The sequence below is a fragment of the Vibrio pomeroyi genome, assembly GCA_041879425.1.
Lineage (GTDB): Bacteria > Pseudomonadota > Gammaproteobacteria > Enterobacterales > Vibrionaceae > Vibrio > Vibrio pomeroyi_A.
Window position 1 is genome coordinate 2,611,739 of the sequence record CP090854.1, and the last position, 19,077, is coordinate 2,630,815.

14 protein-coding genes are annotated in these 19,077 nt (G+C 45.1%); 1 reads left to right on the plus strand and 13 read right to left on the minus strand.

The window, feature by feature from the left end:
• Nucleotides 1–28: 28 nt before the first annotated feature.
• From purF to fabB, 10 genes are all read right to left on the minus strand, one after another.
• Nucleotides 29–1,543 carry an amidophosphoribosyltransferase gene (gene purF / locus L0992_11375; protein ID XGB66315.1) on the minus strand — a complete coding sequence of 505 codons (1,515 nt, stop codon included), beginning with the start codon at nt 1,541–1,543 and terminating at the stop codon, nt 29–31.
• A 34-nt stretch (nt 1,544–1,577) separates the two neighbouring features.
• Entirely contained in the window at nt 1,578–2,069 is a 492-nt protein-coding gene (locus L0992_11380) for a CvpA family protein (GenBank protein XGB66316.1), read from the minus strand.
• Between the two features lie 61 nt (nt 2,070–2,130).
• A complete protein-coding gene (locus L0992_11385; GenBank protein ID XGB66317.1) occupies nt 2,131–2,703 on the minus strand; it encodes an SPOR domain-containing protein in 573 nt (190 codons plus the stop codon).
• Nucleotides 2,704–3,966 (minus strand): bifunctional tetrahydrofolate synthase/dihydrofolate synthase, encoded by a 1,263-nt coding sequence (gene folC, locus L0992_11390; GenBank protein XGB66318.1) that lies wholly within the window; start codon nt 3,964–3,966, stop codon nt 2,704–2,706.
• Nucleotides 3,967–4,008: 42 nt separating this feature from the next.
• A complete protein-coding gene (accD, locus tag L0992_11395) occupies nt 4,009–4,935 on the minus strand; it encodes an acetyl-CoA carboxylase, carboxyltransferase subunit beta (protein XGB66319.1) in 927 nt (308 codons plus the stop codon).
• A gap of 176 nt (nt 4,936–5,111) precedes the next feature.
• Nucleotides 5,112–5,906, minus strand: a complete 795-nt coding sequence (gene truA / locus L0992_11400; protein XGB66320.1) for a tRNA pseudouridine(38-40) synthase TruA — start codon at nt 5,904–5,906, stop codon at nt 5,112–5,114.
• Nucleotides 5,907–6,098: 192 nt separating this feature from the next.
• Nucleotides 6,099–11,171 (minus strand): ATPase, encoded by a 5,073-nt coding sequence (locus tag L0992_11405; GenBank protein ID XGB66321.1) that lies wholly within the window; start codon nt 11,169–11,171, stop codon nt 6,099–6,101.
• A gap of 208 nt (nt 11,172–11,379) precedes the next feature.
• The gene (locus tag L0992_11410) at nt 11,380–12,393 is read right to left on the minus strand and encodes an aspartate-semialdehyde dehydrogenase (protein ID XGB66322.1); all 1,014 of its coding nucleotides are present in this window, start codon (nt 12,391–12,393) and stop codon (nt 11,380–11,382) included.
• A gap of 12 nt (nt 12,394–12,405) precedes the next feature.
• Entirely contained in the window at nt 12,406–13,539 is a 1,134-nt protein-coding gene (locus L0992_11415) for a 4-phosphoerythronate dehydrogenase (protein ID XGB66323.1), read from the minus strand.
• Nucleotides 13,540–13,984: 445 nt separating this feature from the next.
• Nucleotides 13,985–15,196, minus strand: coding sequence for a beta-ketoacyl-ACP synthase I (fabB, locus tag L0992_11420; protein ID XGB66324.1), 1,212 nt, complete (start codon nt 15,194–15,196; stop codon nt 13,985–13,987).
• A gap of 56 nt (nt 15,197–15,252) precedes the next feature.
• Between fabB and mnmC the strand changes: the two genes are divergently transcribed.
• On the plus strand, nt 15,253–17,403 hold the full coding sequence (gene mnmC, locus L0992_11425; protein XGB66325.1) for a bifunctional tRNA (5-methylaminomethyl-2-thiouridine)(34)-methyltransferase MnmD/FAD-dependent 5-carboxymethylaminomethyl-2-thiouridine(34) oxidoreductase MnmC: 2,151 nt from the start codon (nt 15,253–15,255) through the stop codon (nt 17,401–17,403).
• Nucleotides 17,404–17,537: 134 nt separating this feature from the next.
• Here the strand turns inward: mnmC and L0992_11430 are convergent, their stop codons facing one another.
• The 3 genes from L0992_11430 to L0992_11440 all read right to left on the minus strand — a co-directional run bounded on the left by L0992_11430 (nt 17,538) and on the right by L0992_11440 (nt 19,038).
• On the minus strand, nt 17,538–18,059 hold the full coding sequence (locus L0992_11430) for an NAD(P)H-dependent oxidoreductase (GenBank protein XGB66326.1): 522 nt from the start codon (nt 18,057–18,059) through the stop codon (nt 17,538–17,540).
• A gap of 175 nt (nt 18,060–18,234) precedes the next feature.
• Nucleotides 18,235–18,498 (minus strand): YfcL family protein, encoded by a 264-nt coding sequence (locus tag L0992_11435; GenBank protein XGB66327.1) that lies wholly within the window; start codon nt 18,496–18,498, stop codon nt 18,235–18,237.
• Nucleotides 18,499–18,507: 9 nt separating this feature from the next.
• Nucleotides 18,508–19,038 (minus strand): elongation factor P hydroxylase, encoded by a 531-nt coding sequence (locus L0992_11440; GenBank protein ID XGB66328.1) that lies wholly within the window; start codon nt 19,036–19,038, stop codon nt 18,508–18,510.
• Nucleotides 19,039–19,077 lie beyond the last annotated feature (39 nt).

Consider the following 19,077-nt stretch of genomic DNA (forward strand, 5'->3'; position numbering starts at 1 on the left):
TTTTTTATATTTTCAATACTAACGAAAACTAAGCGCCTTCGTTGTGTAGCTCTAGGTTAGCTAGATCTTGTTGGATCTCACGTTGAACCTTTGAGTCGTCGTTACGCAAAGAGTCTAGGAAATCTAGGTACGCTTGGTCGATATCGCCCGTTACATATTCCCCGTTAAATACCGAAGTATCAAAACGAGAGATGTCTTGGTTGCCCATACCTACTGCAGAGATTAAGTCTGGTAGCGTTTGGAAGATCAAAGCGTCTGCGCCAATCTGCTTACAAATCGTTTCGTTGTCACGACCATGAGCAATCAGCTCAGTTGCGCTCGGCATATCGATGCCGTAAACGTTAGGGAAGCGAACCTCTGGAGCCGCTGAAACCATGAAAACTTTGTTTGCACCCGAATCACGAGCCATCTCAATGATTTGCTCTGATGTGGTACCGCGAACGATAGAGTCATCAACCAATAGAACGTTCTTATCTTTAAACTCAGAACGGATTGCATTCAGCTTACGACGAACCGATTTCTTACGCTGTTGTTGACCAGGCATGATGAACGTACGGCCAACATAACGGTTTTTCACGAAACCTTGACGGTATGGCTTATTGATCGCTTGAGCGATGCGTAGCGCAATATCGTTCGATGTTTCAGGAATTGGGATAACTACATCAATATCTAAGTCTGCATACTCTTCTTTAATACGCTTACCTAGCATCTCACCCATCTCAACGCGTGCGCTGTAAACCGAGATTTTGTCGATGAATGAATCTGGGCGTGCAAAGTATACAAACTCAAAGATACATGGGTTTAGTTGTGGGTTGTCTGCACATTGCTTAGTGAAAAGTTCACCGTCGAACGTTGCGTAGATAGCTTCACCCGGTGCTACGTCGCGCATGAAGTCGAAACCAACAGCATCAAGTGCTACCGATTCAGATGCAACCATGTACTCTGTTTTACCATTAACTTCACGCTTACCAAGACACAGTGGACGAATGCCATGTGGGTCACGGAATGCGATCATACCGTGGCCGATGATCATTGCCGTTACTGCGTAAGCACCACGAATCGTGCGGTGTACGTTAGATACAGCACGGAAAACGTCGTCAGAAGTCACGTTACCTTTAACGGTATCGATCTCATGAGCCAATACGTTCAGTAGAACTTCAGAGTCCGACGTTGTGTTTACATGACGACGGTCTTTCTCGAACAACTTCTCACGAACTTCGTTTGCATTCGTTAGGTTGCCGTTGTGAGCCAATGTGATGCCAAAAGGCGAGTTTACGTAGAAAGGCTGAGCTTCCGACGCGCTTGAGCTACCTGCTGTTGGGTAACGAACATGGCCAATACCAACGTTACCTTGGAGGCGTTGCATGTGTTTTGCTTCAAAAACATCTTTTACTAAACCGTTCGCCTTACGCAGACGGAAACGATTGCTTTCTATGGTACAAATACCAGCGGCATCTTGGCCACGATGCTGCAATACCGTTAAAGCGTCATAAATAGACTGGTTTACAGGTGTTGAACCCACGATTCCAACAATACCACACATGTCCTAATCCTCGATTTTTCGACATTAACTGGCGCTAGAGCGCGCCAGATAAGAAACTAGATGTTGCTTGTAAATGCTCGAAGAACGGCGCAATGATTCGACTAAACTCCGGAACCAACTGCGAATTCTTCCACCACTCAGAACTTGGGAATGCAGTAAACGCATCCATGAAAAACAACACTGCAGAAACAATCAAAACACCACGTAAGCCGCCAAAGACGACACCGAGGATTCTGTCTGTACCTGACAGGCCTGTTTTCTGAACTAATTGACCGATGACATAGTTAACTAAGGCACCAACAACTAACGTTGCAACAAACAATGCTGCTATCGCAGTTCCGTTTCGAAACATCTCATCTTCGATATTGGTGAAGTACATCGCTAATTTAGCGTAGTACTGGCTAGCAATGAAAAATGCTCCAAACCAAATTACGAGTGACAAGGCTTCTTTAGCGAAACCACGAACTAAACTGATCACGGCAGAAAAGCCGATCACGCCTAAAATGACAAAATCTAACCAATTCATGAATTCTTCATCTTAAGTTGGCGCGCATTTTAACAGAAAAAACGCTGACGCAAACGTTTTCTTATGGATTTAACGGTTTAAATTTGAGCAATTGGCCTTTTGAACCCGTAATTTTTTCTAATTCCTTAATTTGTCGCTCAAGTTTGGATTTAGACACATCCGGGCCAATAATTACTCGCGTAAAAGTTTTTTCTTGCTTGGTGTGAGCTTGGTAACCACGCTTCTGCAAATCCTTAACAACGTTTTTTGCGTTGTCAGCATTCTTTAAAGCCATCAATTGAATGATCCAAGCGCTGTCTTGGTATTCATTTTTTTCTGGTACCGGCTTAACCACCACTGCCACTTTGTCTGCTTCTTTTTCAGAAACCGACGCCGTTTGCGTATCTGAATTATCATCAACACCGCTTTCGACCACACGTTCAACCGGAGAGTCCGGTAGCGCTATCTGATCTTCAACGGGATCGAGTACTTCAAACACTTCAACATTACTATCAAGCTCTGGCTTAATCGGAATGCTTGCAAACTCTTCTTTATAGTGGAGCTTCTTACCATCGAGCACATCTGGCAATACAATCACGCCAATGGCCACTAAAATGATGGTGCCGACTAATCGGCTTTGGAATTTACTTGCCATTTAGTTTCCTTTTTTCTGCCAATGCTCCAAGACTTCGCCTACGGTATGGAAAGAACCGACCACCAACACAACATCGTCGCCTTGAACAGAAGCTAAAGCCGCTTCAAACGCTGAGACAGGGTTTGAATACTGCTCTACTCCTTCAGGTAGGCTTTTACACAATTCAGCGGCTGTTGCCGCACGTGGGCCTTGCAATGAGGCTGGGTACCAATGTGTTGTGATAGGTGCTAATACTTCCAATGTCGCTGGAATATCTTTGTCATGAAGCATAGCGACTACAACGTGTAAATTTTTGCCTGCGTATTGCTTCGTTACTTGCTGTGCAAAGTATTCGGCTGAATGTGGGTTATGTGCCACATCAAGAACAATCACAGGATGATCGCTAATTTGCTGCATACGCCCAGGAAGCTGTGCGTTCTTCATACCATTAACGACATTCACATCACTGATGCTAAGTTCTGAAGTGCCTAATGCCATCAACGCGGTTGCTGCGTTTGGTAGCGGTAGGCTTGGAATAGGTAGAGATTCTAATTGGAATGCACCGCTGCGCCAGTTCCAAGTGTCGCCATCCACATCGTAGGTGTATTGAATGCCTACTTGGTAGAACTCAGCCTTAATATCATCAGCGTGCGCTGCAACCGTAGCCGGTGGCTTAGGTTGACCACAGATAGCTGGCTTACCACTACGATAAATACCCGCTTTCTCAAAGCCAATCACATTAATATCATCACCGAGCCAATCAACGTGGTCGACAGCCAAGCTCGTAATCACAGACACGTCATGATCAACGATATTCGTTGCATCTAAACGACCGCCTAGCCCTACTTCCAATAGCACGACATCGACCGCTTCCGTTTGAAATGCGCGTAACGCGGCTAAAGTGCCGTATTCGAAAAAGCTAAGACTGATTTCGCCACGTTCTTTCTCAATGAAATCGAAAGACTGAACCATCTTCTCATCAGAGAGATCTTGGCCGTTGATACGAACACGTTCGTTATAGCGAATTAAGTGAGGAGAGCTGTAGACACCAACAGAATAACCAGCGTCCAATAGAATCGCTTCCATCAGGGCACACGTTGAGCCTTTGCCATTGGTTCCGGCAACAGTAATGACGTGTTGAGCAGGTTTGGTGAGGTTTGCCTTAGAGGCGACGGCCTGAACTCGGTCTAATCCAAGATCAATAGCACTGGTGTGGATGTTTGATAAATAATCAAGCCACATCTCCAAAGAGGATGTGGCTTGAGGAATAGGTTGTTGACTCATCTAACTCATAACCATAATAAAGTTGGTTTGTTAGAAGGTACTTTACCCTTTTTCTGGCGCTTCTGGTACTTCATAAGTAGCTTCATTCGGTGAATCGTTCACAGAAACTACTAATGGTGAAGGCTGGTTGGTCATTTTAGCAACAAGGCTTGCAACGCGCTGACGCATCTCACGACGGTCAACGATCATGTCGATAGCACCGTGGTCTAGTAGGAACTCACTGCGTTGGAAACCTTCAGGAAGGTCTTCACGTACAGTTTGCTCGATTACACGACGTCCAGCGAAACCGATCAGTGCTTTTGGCTCACCAATGTTGATATCACCAAGCATTGCCAAACTTGCAGAAACACCACCCATTGTTGGATCAGTCATTACTGATACAAACGGTAGGCCTTTCGCAGATAAACGCTCTAGAGCAGCACTGGTTTTCGCCATTTGCATTAGAGACATAAGCGCCTCTTGCATACGCGCACCACCACTTGCAGAGAAACAAACTAAACCACAGTTGTTTTCAATTGCAGCATCAACCGCTTTCACAAAACGAGCACCTACAACAGAACCCATTGAGCCGCCCATGAATGAGAATTCAAAAGCACACGCTACGATAGGTAAACCAAGCAGTTCGCCTTTCATTGCAACTAGTGCGTCTGTCTCACCACTATTTTTCTGTGCAGCAGAGATACGTTCTTTGTAACGCTTAGAATCTTTAAATTTCAGCTTATCTTGTGGCTCAAGATCAGTACCTAGTTCAACACGCTCACCTTTGTCTAGGAATGTATCCAGACGACGACGTGCTTTCATGCGCATGTGATGATCACATTTTGGACATACTTCTAGGTTACGCTCTAGCTCAGCATGGTAAAGAACCTGCTCACAAGAAGTACATTTAGTCCAAACACCCTCAGGGATAGACGCTTTACGAGATGTTACGATGTTGCTTTTTTCTAGAATCTTTTCAAGCCAACTCATGGAAGACCTTTTTGTTTCGATTCTTCCGCTTGATTGCGAAAGAAATAAATTTGGGAATTATGCGTGGGAATTAAAGCACATAAAACAGCGACTGTAGATAAAAAACTGGTTGTACCTATTTTCTGGGACTATCTTACGCACTAAACCGTAATAATTTTTGAACCTAAGTCTCACATTTAGTTCAAATTATCCGGTAAAAATAGAGGGCCAATTGGCTCTCGTGGTAGTTCAAAATGTTCAGGATAATCAACGTCCACCAGATACAAGCCTTCCGCTTTTGCAGTCGCACCCGCCACTTTTCGATCTTTAGCCTCTAAAAGCCACTGGATCCACTCTGGTTTCTGCTCACCTTTACCTACCGCAATAAGGCTACCAGTAATATTCCTCACCATATGGTGAACAAACGCATTCGCTTTAATATCAATTACGATGTAATGACCATGACGAGTCACGTTTAAGTGAATCATGTTTCTCCATGGGCTACGAGATTGACAATGTGTCGCTCTGAATGAAGTGAAGTCGTTCTCGCCTAACAAGTACTGGCCCGCTTCATGCATTTTTTTCTCATCCAGATGACCATGGTAATGGCTCACACCTGAATTCAGAATGCCTGGGCGCAGTGCGTGGTTAAAGATAATGTAGCGGTAACGGCGTGCAGTCGCTGAGAAACGAGCATGGAAATCCTCATTAACTTCAGTCGCCCAACGAACCGCAATATCTTTTGGCATGTTGGCATTCGCGCCCATTGTCCATGCCACCATTTTACGATCGACATTAGTTTCAAAGTGAACGACTTGTCCCGTACCGTGAACACCGGCATCAGTACGACCTGCGCACATAACTTCTACTGGGTGATTCGCGACAACTGAAAGAGCCTTTTCCAATTCTTCTTGGACACTTTTCACGTCTCGTTGGCGCTGCCAACCAAAGTAGTGGGTACCGTTATATTCAATACCTAAAGCAATTTTCATGTTCTTGTTCTCTTTGAAAATGGGCGAGAAGTATATACGGAAATGAGTGCTAGCCCAAATAGGATGGGGCTAAAACTTCAATAAACACTCACCATCGTCCTTGGCTAGCTTTAAGAAACCAAATAAAACGACGACTCTTACCCTCACCTAAAACAAAGGGTAGCCAATGCTACCCTTTTCGTTTCGCTGAGCTTATCGACCGTTTAACGTGTCGATGAGATTCTTGGCCTCGCGGCGAATGTCATCACTTCCGTCAACAATCGCCTCTTCTAGCAGCTTAATCGCGCCCTGAGGGTCACTCATCTCGATGTAGATTTTAGCCAAATCAAGCTTACCTGCAGCCTCTGCATTACTATCGACATCATAGTTGCCAATATCGCCGATCACATCTGGGAATTCATTTAGGCCAACATCCAGCTTCAATTCTTCATCATCTGGATTAATGACCTCTTCGCCTTCTTGCTCGACTTGCGCCATCAGTTCATCGATGGTCATGTATTGTTTATCACGACCATTTCCTGATTCGGTTAAGTTGTCTTGCTGTCCCCAATTCTCTTCTTTGATTTTTGGTTCAGCTTGCTGCTCTGCCGATGCCCAAATCTCTTGCTGATCATCAGGTACATCATTGTGCATGCTCGATTGCTGCTCTGGCGCTAAGTTAAAGCCTTTCCAGTCTTCGCCACCCACTTCAAGCATTGCATCAATATCTAGCCCTGCGCTATCAATCGATGTTGCATCAAGAGGTTTGTCGAACATGTTGTCGACAGAATCTTGAACGTCTTCCGAAAGCAACTCAGCCAACGCAGTCTCATCAAAATCATCAAAGCCTTCTAGTGGTTCATCTTGAACCGCCGTTGGCGCTGATGGCGCTAGGTTTGATTCTGAAAGAGTATTCGATGATAGCTCTGGCTGTGTAAAGCCAGCCAGTTCAGACTCTTCAGCATCCGATAAATCATCAGCATGACTGAAGCTTTGCGGGTTTGAGAACAAATCATGCAAAGCATCTTGCTCTTCGCCTTGTGGGCTGAAAGAGGTTAGCGGTGTTGGCTTCTCAGCAAACGCATCAGAGATGGCTTCATCTTCACCGTATTCTGGTAAATCAAGCTCATCGAACTCTACACCTTCATCTTCTGCTACAGGCTCAGCACTGCTTTGCTCAATATCGTCTAAGACAGAATCAGCTTTCGCACTCTCTTCATCGTATTCAGGCAGATCAAGGTCATCGAATTCGAACTTCTCAGTACCATCAGATAAGTCTTGCTCTAACTGTGCTTCATCCGGTTCACTCACCACTTCAGCTAATGCATCTTCTTCACCGAATTCTGGCTGCTCAAAATCATCAAACGAGAACTCTTCTTCGCTTTCTGGTTTCGCAGTTTCAGCCTGTGGTGCAGTATCTAGTTGAGGCTCTGCTATTGGTTGTGATTCAACACTTGGTTGAGAATCAATAGCAGGTGTTACTGGTTCTGGTGTTGATTCAGCATCAACTTCTGCTAGTGCGTCTTCTTCACTAAACTCTGGCAACTCAAAGTCGTCGAACGAAAACTCTTCATCGTCTTGAATCTTAGCTTCAGCTTGAGGTTCAACACTTGGTTGAAGCTCAACAGCAGGTACTGTTGGTTCTGGTGTTGATTCGGCATCAGCTTCTGCCAGTGCGTCTTCTTCACCGAACTCTGGCAGCTCAAAGTCATCAAACGAGAACTCTTCGTCGCTTTCTTGTTCCGCTATTTCTGCTGGTGGTGCAACAGCATCAGCTTCTGCTAGTGCATCTTCTTCACCAAACTCTGGCAACTCAAAGTCATCAAACGAGAATTCTTCGTCGCTTTCTTGTTCTGCTACTTCCGCTTGTGGCGTCGCTTCAACTTGCGGTTCAGCGTCTAATTTAGGTTCAACAACAGGTGCTACAGACTCTGGTGTTACGTCATTTTCTGTTGATGCTTGTGGAGCAGTCGTCTCATCTTCAATCAGCCAATCGTCGTCTTCTGGTACGCCGAATTCATTTGGAATGATTTCTGGCATATTTGCAGCACGAACTGGCTCTGGCTCTGGCTCTGGCTCTGGCTCTGCCTCTGGCTCTGGCTCTGGCTCTGGCTCTGGCTCTGGCTCTGGCTCTGGCTCTGGCTCTGGCTCTGGCTCTGGCAAGGATTCAACGACATCTTCAAATTCATCGCTACCTTGAATTTTCGGCTCAAAGTCGAAATCAGAGTCGATGTTCGCAGGAGACTCTACATCGTCGATTGCTTCTGCTAACCAATCTTCAACCGTCTCTTCTTCGTCTTCCGATATATCACTCAATGACGCAGTTGAAGTTTGGTTTTCATAGCTAGGCGCGATTTCTTCGTGACTGTCTGGTGTATCTGTTGCTTTCGGCTCAAGCGCTTCTTGTTCTAACTCAGCGAAAGCGGGTTCTTCAACATCAGAATGTTCAGATAATAACGAATCAAAATCCAGTTCGTTATCTTCAACAGACGGTTCTGCTTGTTCCGGTAATGAATCTAAAGCATCCGAACTTGATGTTTGCTCTGGTTCAGGAGACTTTTCGTTTGACTCTTGAACTAGGTCTTCAACTGGCTCTTCAATCGCTTCCAATACATCACTGTCGTCAGACGTCATCAATTCATCAATCAATGCTTCGTCTGTGGTTTCTAGTGAATCATCAAGAAGAGCATCTGTTGCTGGTGCTACACCAAATAGGTCATCGATAAAGTCATCACGATTAAAGGCTTCATCGTTTTGTGGCTTAACATCATCGCTTTCTGGCTCAGAGTTGTCTTGCTCTTGTTCTAAATCTAATGACTCATCGTTAATTTGTTCAGGTTGTGATGTTTCTCTAACGTCCTCAGCTTGCTCTGGTTCGGCTTCAGAAGGCTCTAACGGTAATGGAGTTGTCTCAGCATCTGAGTTTTTAATAGGTTCATCACTGGCTTTTTCAAAATCAAAGGCCGCGTCTAACTCTTTATCAAACGTCTGCTCTTCTGATTCAAGCTCGTCTTCAATGCCGCTTGTTAGTAGATCATCAAACGGGTCTAAAGATTCCGTGCCCTTCTCGCTCGCTTCATCGCTTGATGCATCATCAGCTAACAATTCGCTATCAAGGAAATCATCAAGCAGATCGGTGCTATCTTCATCGAGTTCAAAGTCATCATCGTCAGAATCACCGATCAGCTCATCTAAAGTTTCCGTGCTATCTTCCGCAATGTTTAGCTCATCGTCCGTCGATAGGCCAGAAAGCTCTTCAAGCTCAGACAAAGAATCAAAGCCAAGAGGTTCGCTTTCAGACTCATCATCCGAATCGTCTCCTAGCATCTCATCAAGAAGGTCTGTCGAGTTACTTAGGTCTACGTCATCGCCTGCCAGTTGCTCATCAAGCAGATCAACGCTGTCTTGAGTTTCTTCGTCTACGATTGGCTTATCAAACTGAGACAGGATGTTTTCGATATCATCATCCGATGCCAAACCGCTATTCAAGTCTTTGGTAACTTCATCATCGTTATCAAGATTGAAAGGGTCGTTTTGATCATTTTGAGCGGCAACCTGAGCAAAGATGTCATCAATATCGTCTTCTACACTTGGCGCTGCGGGTTGTACTACTGGCTGTGGAGTCTGCTGTTCAGAGATCAGATCATCGATATCGAATTCGTCATTGCTCAAATCGGCTGGCTTAGCATCACTCTGTTGTTCTGAGATAAGCGCATCAATGTCGAAATCATCGGTAGCTGGAGTGGTGCTCGTCGAAGGCGAGTCATTTTGCTCTTCCGAAATCAAAGCATCGATATCGAAGCTATCATCATCTTCGTCATCAAGAGCGAACAGATCGTCTAGCAGAGATTGGTCTAGCTCATTGGAACCTAAATCTTCCGTCTCAGCTTCTTGAGATAGCAAAGCTTCAATGTCGTCAGCAGACATTGAGTTATCATCAGAAAGGTCAAAATCGACATCATCAGAATCTAGAGCGCTTTCTGCCGTTTTATCGAGTGCGCGCTCCATCTCTTCAAGACCAAGCGCTTTCTCTTCGCCATTAACACTGATGCCGTTATTGCTGTCTAAGTCCAGATCATCGAAGTTAGTGTCTAAGTCACCGTTTTCGCCAATGCTGGCAAACGGATCATCATCTTCACCGTCAAGATTGAAATCGAGATCCGATTCGTCTAAACCTGCAAATACATCGTCTTCTTCAGCCAGAGCTTGATCATCAAACAGCTTATTGGCGTCATCTTCCGTACCAAACAATTCATCATCGAGAGACAGCTCGTTATCAAGGTCGTCAATCTCGTCGCCTAGAGTGATAGGCGCAACACTGCTTGCTTCAGGTTGAATCGGTTGATCTTGCGTTGTTTGTTGTTGGTCATCGTTTTTAGAGCGGCGACCTAATAGCACAACAATGATTAAACCAAGCAGAAGGCCGGGAATAATCGCCAGTGCAGCCACTAACCAACCGTTAGACAACAGTTGATCCATCGCACTTGGTGCCATTTTTTCAATTTCAGCGTTCTTTCTACGCTCTTCCGCCAATAACTTTTCAACTTCACTGCGGATACGGTCTTCATCGCTGAGTTCTGTTTTCAGCACATCCACTTCTGACTGTACATTCGACAGCATTAAGCGGAGTTGATGGTTCTTCTCTTCAAGTGAAAGTAATTCTGTTTCTGAAAGCTCTAACTGTTTCTCAAGTTTATTCATCTCTTTCGCTGGAGATGATGGAACAAGAGAGGCCGGTTTCTTGGCGGCTTCAGTTGAGTTGGCTTGTTTTGCCTGTGGGGTATTTTTCGAACCAGTATCCGATTGATTTGAGGCTTGCGCTGCTTTTGGCTTTGAAGCTGCAGGTTTCGTCGCCGGGTCATCAAGCTTCGCTAGGTGCGAATTCATGATATTGATGGCTTGCTGCGTCGAACTTGCTCGCGCTTGCTCTAAAGAAGGCACGCGCAGATTGCTAGCAGGCAAAAGGCTATGGATGTTCTGGTTTTCAAACGCTTGCGGGTTTAAGCGATAAATCGCCAACAAGGTTTGCTGGACTGAAACGGAGTTATCCGGACGTAATCTTGAGGCGATAGACCACAGCGTCTCTGAACCACGAGTTGGACCATAGAAACGAGAAGGCTCAGCGCTATTTGACTGCGCTCTTGAGAGAGGTTCTGAAAACGTAGGCGCTGATTGTATTTGGCCATCAGGCCCAACAACTCGAATGGAATCTGCACGAACAACGGAAATCTGAGTCGCAATGATAACGGCAAAAGGCATTAACCACTGCTTGAAAATTTGAAACATAAAAGGCTCAGCTAGGTGCTTAAATTCGGATAAAGTGATGATCTATTAAATATATCGGATAAATGACGTAAAACTATAGAGATGAAAACAAAAAATGTGTTGCAGCGACAATATTCGCAGCAATTTCACACAATTTGGCTAACAATATTTTCAATCGATTAAAAAAGCCCCACTAAAGAGTGAGGCTTGTTTATCAAAGCAGTAAAGCTTAGAAGTAATCGCGAATCAGAACTTCAGCGATTTGCACTGCGTTTGTCGCTGCGCCTTTGCGAACGTTATCAGCAACCACCCACATGTTCACGCCGCTGTGATGGCTGATGTCGTTACGAATACGACCAACCATTACGTGGTCTTTACCACCAGCATCACGAACCTGAGTTGGGAAGTCTAACGCTTGGAATACTTCAACGCCTTCTGTGTTCTCAAGAAGCTGAACCACTTGCTCTGCACCAATTGGCGCGCGAGTTTCAATGTGTAGAGATTCAGCGTGACCGTAGAATACAGGTACGCGAACACACGTCGGGTTCACTGTGATTGAAGAGTCAGCAAAGATTTTTTGAGTTTCCCAAACCATCTTCATCTCTTCACGCGTGTAGCCGTTCTCAGTAAACTCATCGATTTGAGGAATACAGTTGAACGCGATCTGCTGTGAGAACGCTGAATTTTCAGCTGGCATGCCGTTAAGGAGCTTAGCAGTTTGACCTGCTAGTTCATCGATACCCGGCTTACCTGCACCAGATACAGATTGGTAAGTTGAAACGTTAATACGCTCAAGGCCCACTTCATCGTGAATTGGTTTTAGTGCTACAACCATCTGGATAGTAGAACAGTTAGGGTTCGCAATGATGTTGCGGTTACGGAACTCAGCAATCGCTTCAGGGTTCACCTCTGGCACAACCAGAGGAACATCGTATTCGTAACGGAAGCGTGATGTGTTATCGATAACAACCACACCTTCATCCGCAGCAATTGGAGCCCAACGCTCTGAAAGCTCGCTACCAGCAGAGAAAAACGCAATATGTACTTGAGACCAGTCGAAGTCTTCTACGTTTTGTACTTGTATTGTTTTGCCGTTAAAACGGGAAGTTTTGCCTTCACTACGTTCACTTGCTAGTAAGTGCAGTTCACCGACAGGGAATTTACGCTCTTTAAGTACTTCAAGAATGGTTTCACCAACCGCACCAGTCGCACCTAAAATAGCAATATTAAATTCTTGGCTCATTGTTTCTCTCTTTTATAAAGTTGGCTTTACCATAAAACCGAGTTTAGATAACGGCGTTAAATTGCAAGATTCGTCGCCCGTTAACTCGACAGCACTGTACTCTCTGCGGTCCCAATATTCTTTACGCATCTTGTCAAAAGAACCCGGCGTAGAGATATTGCGACGGAATAAGGCGTCGTCTTTGCGCACATCATAGATCAACTGAGTCAAATTGTGCAGTGTTGCTTCGTCCCAAGCTCTATCTAATTTCATTTGAGGCACAGGTGCCGTCGGCAGAAGATCGCTTGCATAAGCACGTTGTTCCGTACCTAAAAACTCGCAATAGCTGTTGAAGATCATGGTCGTACCGCGCGCTTTGCCCTCTAAGCCGTAGCCCGCTACGTGAGGTGTTGCGAAAGCAAGCAACGGAAGTAATTCCATGTCGACTTCAGGTTCAAACTCAAACACATCCAGAACCGCAGTAAAACCATCCGCTTTTTGTAAACGAGCTTTTAACGCTTGGTTATCCACGACAGGACCACGAGCGGCATTAATCAGGATTTGATCAGCACGGAAGTTGTTGAGCACTTGCTCATTGATCAAGTGATGAGTTGGGAACTCACCGGTTTTAGTAATTGGCGTATGTAGCGTGATAACGTCTGATTGCTCAAGCAGTGTATCTAGGTCAGTAAACTCACGAGTGTCACCCTCTTGTTCTTTAAGAGGATCGTTCAGTAGAACTTTAATACCAATACCTTCTAGGCATTTTGCTAAGTAGCTGCCCACTTGACCACAACCGATAATGCCGACCGTTTTATCAAACACAGAGAAGCCTTGTTGCTGCGCAAGCACCATCATTGAACTGAACGCATACTCTGCCACACCCACCTTGTTACAGCCTGGTGCCGCAGTAAAGAAAATGCCACGCTCTTTCATCAACTCTTGGTCGACGTGATCCATACCGGCCGTCGCAGTACCTACAAACTTCAGTTTATTGGCTTTGCTGATCAACGACTCGTTCACCTTGGTGACTGAGCGAATCATTAATGCGTCTATGTCAACTAGGTCGTCAGCAGTGAGTGTGCGACCAGACTTCATTGTCACTTCCCCTAGCTGGCTAAAAAGCGCTTCAGCATAAGGCATATTTTCGTCGATTAAGATTTTCATTTGGCGAGTACTTTTGTTGGGGTCTATCGACCTAAATGTGAATTGAAATGATTGTGCAAAATTCCACACACGGTGTCGAGTAGCAAATGGAATACATTATGATTAAAGGCTTGTTGAGATGAGGATTAACTACCCTAATCTGATTTTATTATCCAAGCCTAAAACGAAAAATGCCCGATTGAATAAACAATCGGGCAAACATCCAGAACAAAAGGATCCTATCTCGCTCTCCAGGAGACAGAGTCTTGCGTCTGTTCAACCAGTACTAACTAAGTTACTACTGATCAAGCTCTGGAAACCTTTCAACTTTTAAACCTAGGTTTTCAATCTATGTTTAAAAAACTTTGTTCTGTGGTTCATGGTTAATGAGTTACCTGTGCGTGTTGAATCTACACTCGCGTAATCCGTTAACGATTAACCTTTATATATCTGACTCAAGCCTAAATTAAGCTTGGTACTTTTTGATTACTAGCGTTGCGTTTGTACCGCCGAAACCAAAGCTGTTAGACATAACTGTAGTTAGCTCTTGCTCGCGAGCTTCAGTTACGATGTCTAGGCCAGCAGCTGCTTCGTCTAGGTTAGAAACGTTAATGCTTGGAGCGATAAAGCCGTTGTCTAGCATTAGCGTTGAGTAAATCGCTTCGTGTACGCCAGCAGCACCTAGAGCGTGACCTGTCATCGCTTTCGTTGCAGAAATTGCTGGGCTGTTGCCACCAAATACTTCTTGGATAGCGCCTAGCTCTTTCACGTCGCCAACTGGAGTCGAAGTACCGTGAGTGTTCACGTAGTCAACGCCATCAACGTTTTGCATAGCCATCTTCATACAACGAACCGCGCCTTCACCAGAAGGAGCAACCATGTCGTAGCCATCTGAAGTTGCGCCGTAACCTACGATCTCACCGTAGATTTTTGCGCCACGAGCCACTGCGTGCTCAAGCTCTTCGATTACTAGCATGCCGCCGCCACCAGAGATAACGAAACCGTCACGGTCTGCATCGTAAGTACGAGAAGCCAGCTCAGGTGTGTCGTTGTACTTAGTAGAAAGTGCGCCCATTGCGTCGAACATCATAGTCAGAGACCAATCAAGTTCTTCACCGCCACCAGCGAATACTACGTCTTGCTTACCAAGTTGGATAAGCTCCATTGCGTGACCAATACAGTGTGCAGATGTTGCACATGCAGAACTCATAGAGTAGTTCACACCACGGATTTTGAAAGGAGTTGCTAGACAAGCAGAAACCGTTGAAGCCATTGTACGTGGAACCATGTATGGACCAACACGCTTAACGCCTTTCTCACGGATGATGTCTACTGCGTTTACTTGGTTAAGTGAAGAAGCACCACCTGAACCCGCAACGATACCCGTGCGGTCATTAGATACTTGATCTTCTGTTAAACCAGAATCAGCAATTGCTTGCTCCATTGAAAGATATGCGAATGCCGCCGCATCACCCATAAAGCGCATTTTTTTGCGATCGATATGGTCAGCTGGGTTCATTTTTAGGTTACCCCAAACTTGAGAGCGCAAGCCATTTTCCTTGAACTGCTCTGAAGCGGTAATACCAGATTTACCCTCTTTCAGTGATGCTAAAACTTCTTCGACGTTGTTACCGATACTTGAAACAATACCCATACCGGTGATTACGACTCGTTTCATGTGACATTCCTATAATTCTAAATTCAGCTAGATGATAACTAAGAAGCCTAACAAAAGTGGTCAGCTTTCCTAGAAATTCGTACAATCCCTACCAACATATCGCTTCAAATCACAAAATGATAGATTTTATGACTTCAATTACTAATGCAGAACTGGAATGGAATGAGTCTGGCACGCCAGTTTCAGACCAATTTGACGACGTTTACTTCTCCAATGTTAACGGTTTGGAAGAAACTCGCTACGTCTTTTTAAAGCAAAACCACCTTCCAGAGCGTTGGATTGAACATCAACAACGTCGTTTTGTCATTGCAGAAACCGGCTTTGGCACAGGTCTTAACTTTCTTGCGGTTTGGCAATGGTTCGATACTTTCCTTAAAGATAACCCTCAAGCTATTACCAAAGAGTTACATTTCATCAGTTTTGAAAAATATCCTTTAAATAAAGAGGATCTCATCAAAGCACATCAATCGTGGCCAGAATTAGCCGAGTATGCGACGCAACTCCAAGAACACTACCCTATCGCCCTGCCGGAATGTCACCGTATCGTGCTGGGCGATGGCGCTATCACGCTCGATTTATGGTTTGGTGATATCAAAGACTGTATGCCTAACGTGCCTACACCAAAACAAGGTTTAGTAGATGCTTGGTTCCTAGATGGCTTTGCACCGAGCAAAAACCCTGAGATGTGGAATCAAAACCTATTCAACGGCATGGCCAAGCTGGCTAAACAAGATTGTAGCTGTGCGACCTTCACTGCCGCTGGTTTTGTTCGTCGTGGTTTGATTGAAGCTGGCTTTGAAATGAAGAAGGTTAAAGGCTTTGGCACTAAACGCGAAATGATTGCTGGCCGACTGGGCGAAAAGCATGCTCACACCAACATCAAACCTTGGTATGGTCTATCAGCACACAGTGGCTCGAAAGACATCGCGATCATTGGTGGTGGTGTTGCTAGTGCAGCACTCGCTAAAACGTTGAGCCGCCGTGGTAAAAACATCACCCTTTATTGCGAGCACCCACAAGCAGCGGGCAATGCTTCAGGCAACAACCAAGGTGCAATTTACCCCTTGTTAAGCGAAGCGACATCGAACGTTTCTCGCGTGTTTGGTCCTGGCTTACTGTTTGCTCGCCAGTTCATCAATCAGGCGGCGCAGTCTATTCAGTTTGACCACAGCTGGTGTGGCGTGAACATTCTGATGTGGGATAAAGGTTCGACTAAGAAGCTCAATCGCATGTTGGAAGGCAATTTCCATACAGATCTGATTCAGCGTTTATCGCCAGAACAAGCGAATGAAAAGATTGGCCTACCGGTTGATAAAGAGAGTGTTTACTTCCCACTGGGTGGTTGGTTAAGCCCTCTGCAACTGACACAAGGCTTGATCGAAAAGTTAGAAGAGACCAACCAAGTTAGTACGCACTATCAACATCAAGTGACGCAACTTGAGTGGTTAGAAACAGAGCAACAATGGCAACTCACTATTGAGACACCTCAAGGTGAGATTCAAACCAAGCACGACCAAGTGGTTGTTGCGAACGGCCACAAGTTCACCCAGTTTGAGCAGACTCAACCTGTACCTCTAACGCCGGTTAAAGGCCAAGTAAGCCATATTCCGACCACTGAAAACTTAACCAAGTTAAAAACCGTGTTGTGTTTTGATGGTTACCTAACGCCGAAAAATCCAAATAACGGCCACCACTGTATCGGCGCTAACTACGACAAAACCAATATTGACCAAGAGTTTGATATTGAGGTTCAGCAACATAATGGTGAGCGCCTGCACGGATCGCTACCAGACCAAGCGTGGACAAAAGATGTCGACACCAGTGGCAACCTAGCGCGCCAAGGTATCCGTAGTGTGAGCCGTGATCACTTGCCATTTGTCGGCAATGTGGGTGATTTCGAAGCAATCAAAGAGCAATACCAAGACCTGCACAACTTTAACCCACAGCGTGACTCGGTTGATGATGTTCAAACAGTCACAAGCTTCCCTAACCTGTACTGCTTTATCGGGCTAGGTTCGCGCGGTTTAAGCTCTGCTCCATTGTTAGCTGAAGTATTAGCATCGCAAATCTGTGGCGATCCACTTCCTTTGCCTATTGATGTGCTTGAAGCCATTCACCCGAGCAGAATGTGGGTGCGCAGGCTGCGTAAAGGGAAAGCATTAACCGCTGGCTGGGTTGCAGATAAACAAGCGAAAGCCAATCAATAGCTGACGGACTACTCGTTCGTAAATTCAGAGTATTTGTAATGAAAAAGCCCGAGTGACGTTATGTCTCTCGGGCTTTTTGTAACTGATGACTTAAACTTTCAAACGACTTTACTGGGTTTAAGCACGAATAAGAGTTAAAGCTTAGCGACGGCTTCTTTAATCTGCTGTGCAATCTCTTCATTGCTGATTGAACCCGACTCAAAATCAAAGTTATCGTAGAAACTAGGCACTGAAAGCGACGCTTTAACGTTACCGCCAAAGTATGGCGCTGAACCTGTCGCTGCGCCAAGTACTGTTTGTGCGCCGCCTGGGCCAGGAGATGTCGCTAGGTAAACCGCAGGCTTCTCACCAAACACTGAACGTTCAATACGTGTCGCCCAGTCAAATAGGTTTTTGTACGCTGCAGGGTAGTGGCCGTTGTGCTCAGCGAAAGAGATAACAAATGCGTCCGCTTCTGCTAGGTCACGCAAGAATGCTTGAGCGCCTTCCGCTTGGCCAATCTCTTTTTCAGTGTCTTCACTGAACATAGGAACGTTGTAATCGTTGATGTTTAGAACTTTGACTTCAGCACCTTCAATCAAGTTAGCTGCGTAAGTTGCTAGAGTTTTGTTGATAGAGGTAGAGCTTGTGCTTGCGCCAAATGCGATAACTTTCATGACGTGACCTTTTCTGTAATTCCGTTAAGTGGGATTAGAATAACGTAATCAGAAAATGGAACCATCACAAGGATTGAACGGACTCATTCAAAAATTTCGAATGAGTCTCAAACTATTCACTGCTCAGCAAAATGAAAAGGAAGGGACTGAGCGGATAATGATAAATAACCAGCGATTAAGCTTGGTTTTGCAGTTCAACCCATAGGTCATTAACGATAGTGCGGTCTGCTGGCGTTAGTTCAGAGCGAGCGTCATCAAGGCTCTTCTCGATGCGTGCTTTTACTTCAGCTACGTCTTCAATGCCTTCTTCTTCACATGAAGCCACTGACAGAGAAATATGACCACGTAAGTAACCACCAGCAAACAGTTCGTCGTCTGATGCGTTTTCAATGCGAGCATCAATTACTTCAAGTAGTTTTTCTTCAAATTCGATAATCATAATATTCTCTTATTTCACAATAAATTGGCTAGCACATAAAGGTTCTACACCGTAGAAGCTGCGTAATGCTTCAGAGAGCATTTTTACGCGAGGCGGGAAGCCCACTTCAAAGATACCCATAACTTCGCTGTGTACTTTATTCATAAAGGCCAAACGATCTGGCTCAAAATCGCCGTGTAGATTGTCACAGCTGACATTAAAAGGAAAGCCTGCGCTCATCGCAATGATCCATTCATACGCTTGTGGGCGAATTTCTACTTTTTCAAACTCAGCTTGAACCGATTCCGTTCGACCGTCAGGTTCATACCAATAACCAAAATCTTCCAGTAAACGACGCTCAGGGCCAGCAACGCACCAGTGTGCGATCTCATGGAGTGCAGAGGCGTAAAAGCCACGTGCGAACACGATTCGATGATGTGGGATAGTGTCATCAGCAGGCAAATAGATCGGCTCATCAGCCCCTAGCTCTAGTTTGGTATTAAAGCTTTCAAAAAAGGTCTGATTGAAGATATCGATAATGTCTGAATATTGGTGTGTCATAAAATCAAATTTAAGTAAAAAGAACTGGGGCATTTTGCG

Coding starts and splice junctions, on each gene's coding strand:
- purF (XGB66315.1), bottom strand. CDS start 1,543: ATGTGTGGTATTGTTGGAATCGTGGGTTCAACACCTGTAAACCAGTCT.
- L0992_11380 (XGB66316.1), bottom strand. CDS start 2,069: ATGAATTGGTTAGATTTTGTCATTTTAGGCGTGATCGGCTTTTCTGCC.
- L0992_11385 (XGB66317.1), bottom strand. CDS start 2,703: ATGGCAAGTAAATTCCAAAGCCGATTAGTCGGCACCATCATTTTAGTG.
- folC (XGB66318.1), bottom strand. CDS start 3,966: ATGAGTCAACAACCTATTCCTCAAGCCACATCCTCTTTGGAGATGTGG.
- accD (XGB66319.1), bottom strand. CDS start 4,935: ATGAGTTGGCTTGAAAAGATTCTAGAAAAAAGCAACATCGTAACATCT.
- truA (XGB66320.1), bottom strand. CDS start 5,906: ATGAAAATTGCTTTAGGTATTGAATATAACGGTACCCACTACTTTGGT.
- L0992_11405 (XGB66321.1), bottom strand. CDS start 11,171: ATGTTTCAAATTTTCAAGCAGTGGTTAATGCCTTTTGCCGTTATCATT.
- L0992_11410 (XGB66322.1), bottom strand. CDS start 12,393: ATGAGCCAAGAATTTAATATTGCTATTTTAGGTGCGACTGGTGCGGTT.
- L0992_11415 (XGB66323.1), bottom strand. CDS start 13,539: ATGAAAATCTTAATCGACGAAAATATGCCTTATGCTGAAGCGCTTTTT.
- fabB (XGB66324.1), bottom strand. CDS start 15,196: ATGAAACGAGTCGTAATCACCGGTATGGGTATTGTTTCAAGTATCGGT.
- L0992_11430 (XGB66326.1), bottom strand. CDS start 18,059: ATGAAAGTTATCGCATTTGGCGCAAGCACAAGCTCTACCTCTATCAAC.
- L0992_11435 (XGB66327.1), bottom strand. CDS start 18,498: ATGATTATCGAATTTGAAGAAAAACTACTTGAAGTAATTGATGCTCGC.
- L0992_11440 (XGB66328.1), bottom strand. CDS start 19,038: ATGACACACCAATATTCAGACATTATCGATATCTTCAATCAGACCTTT.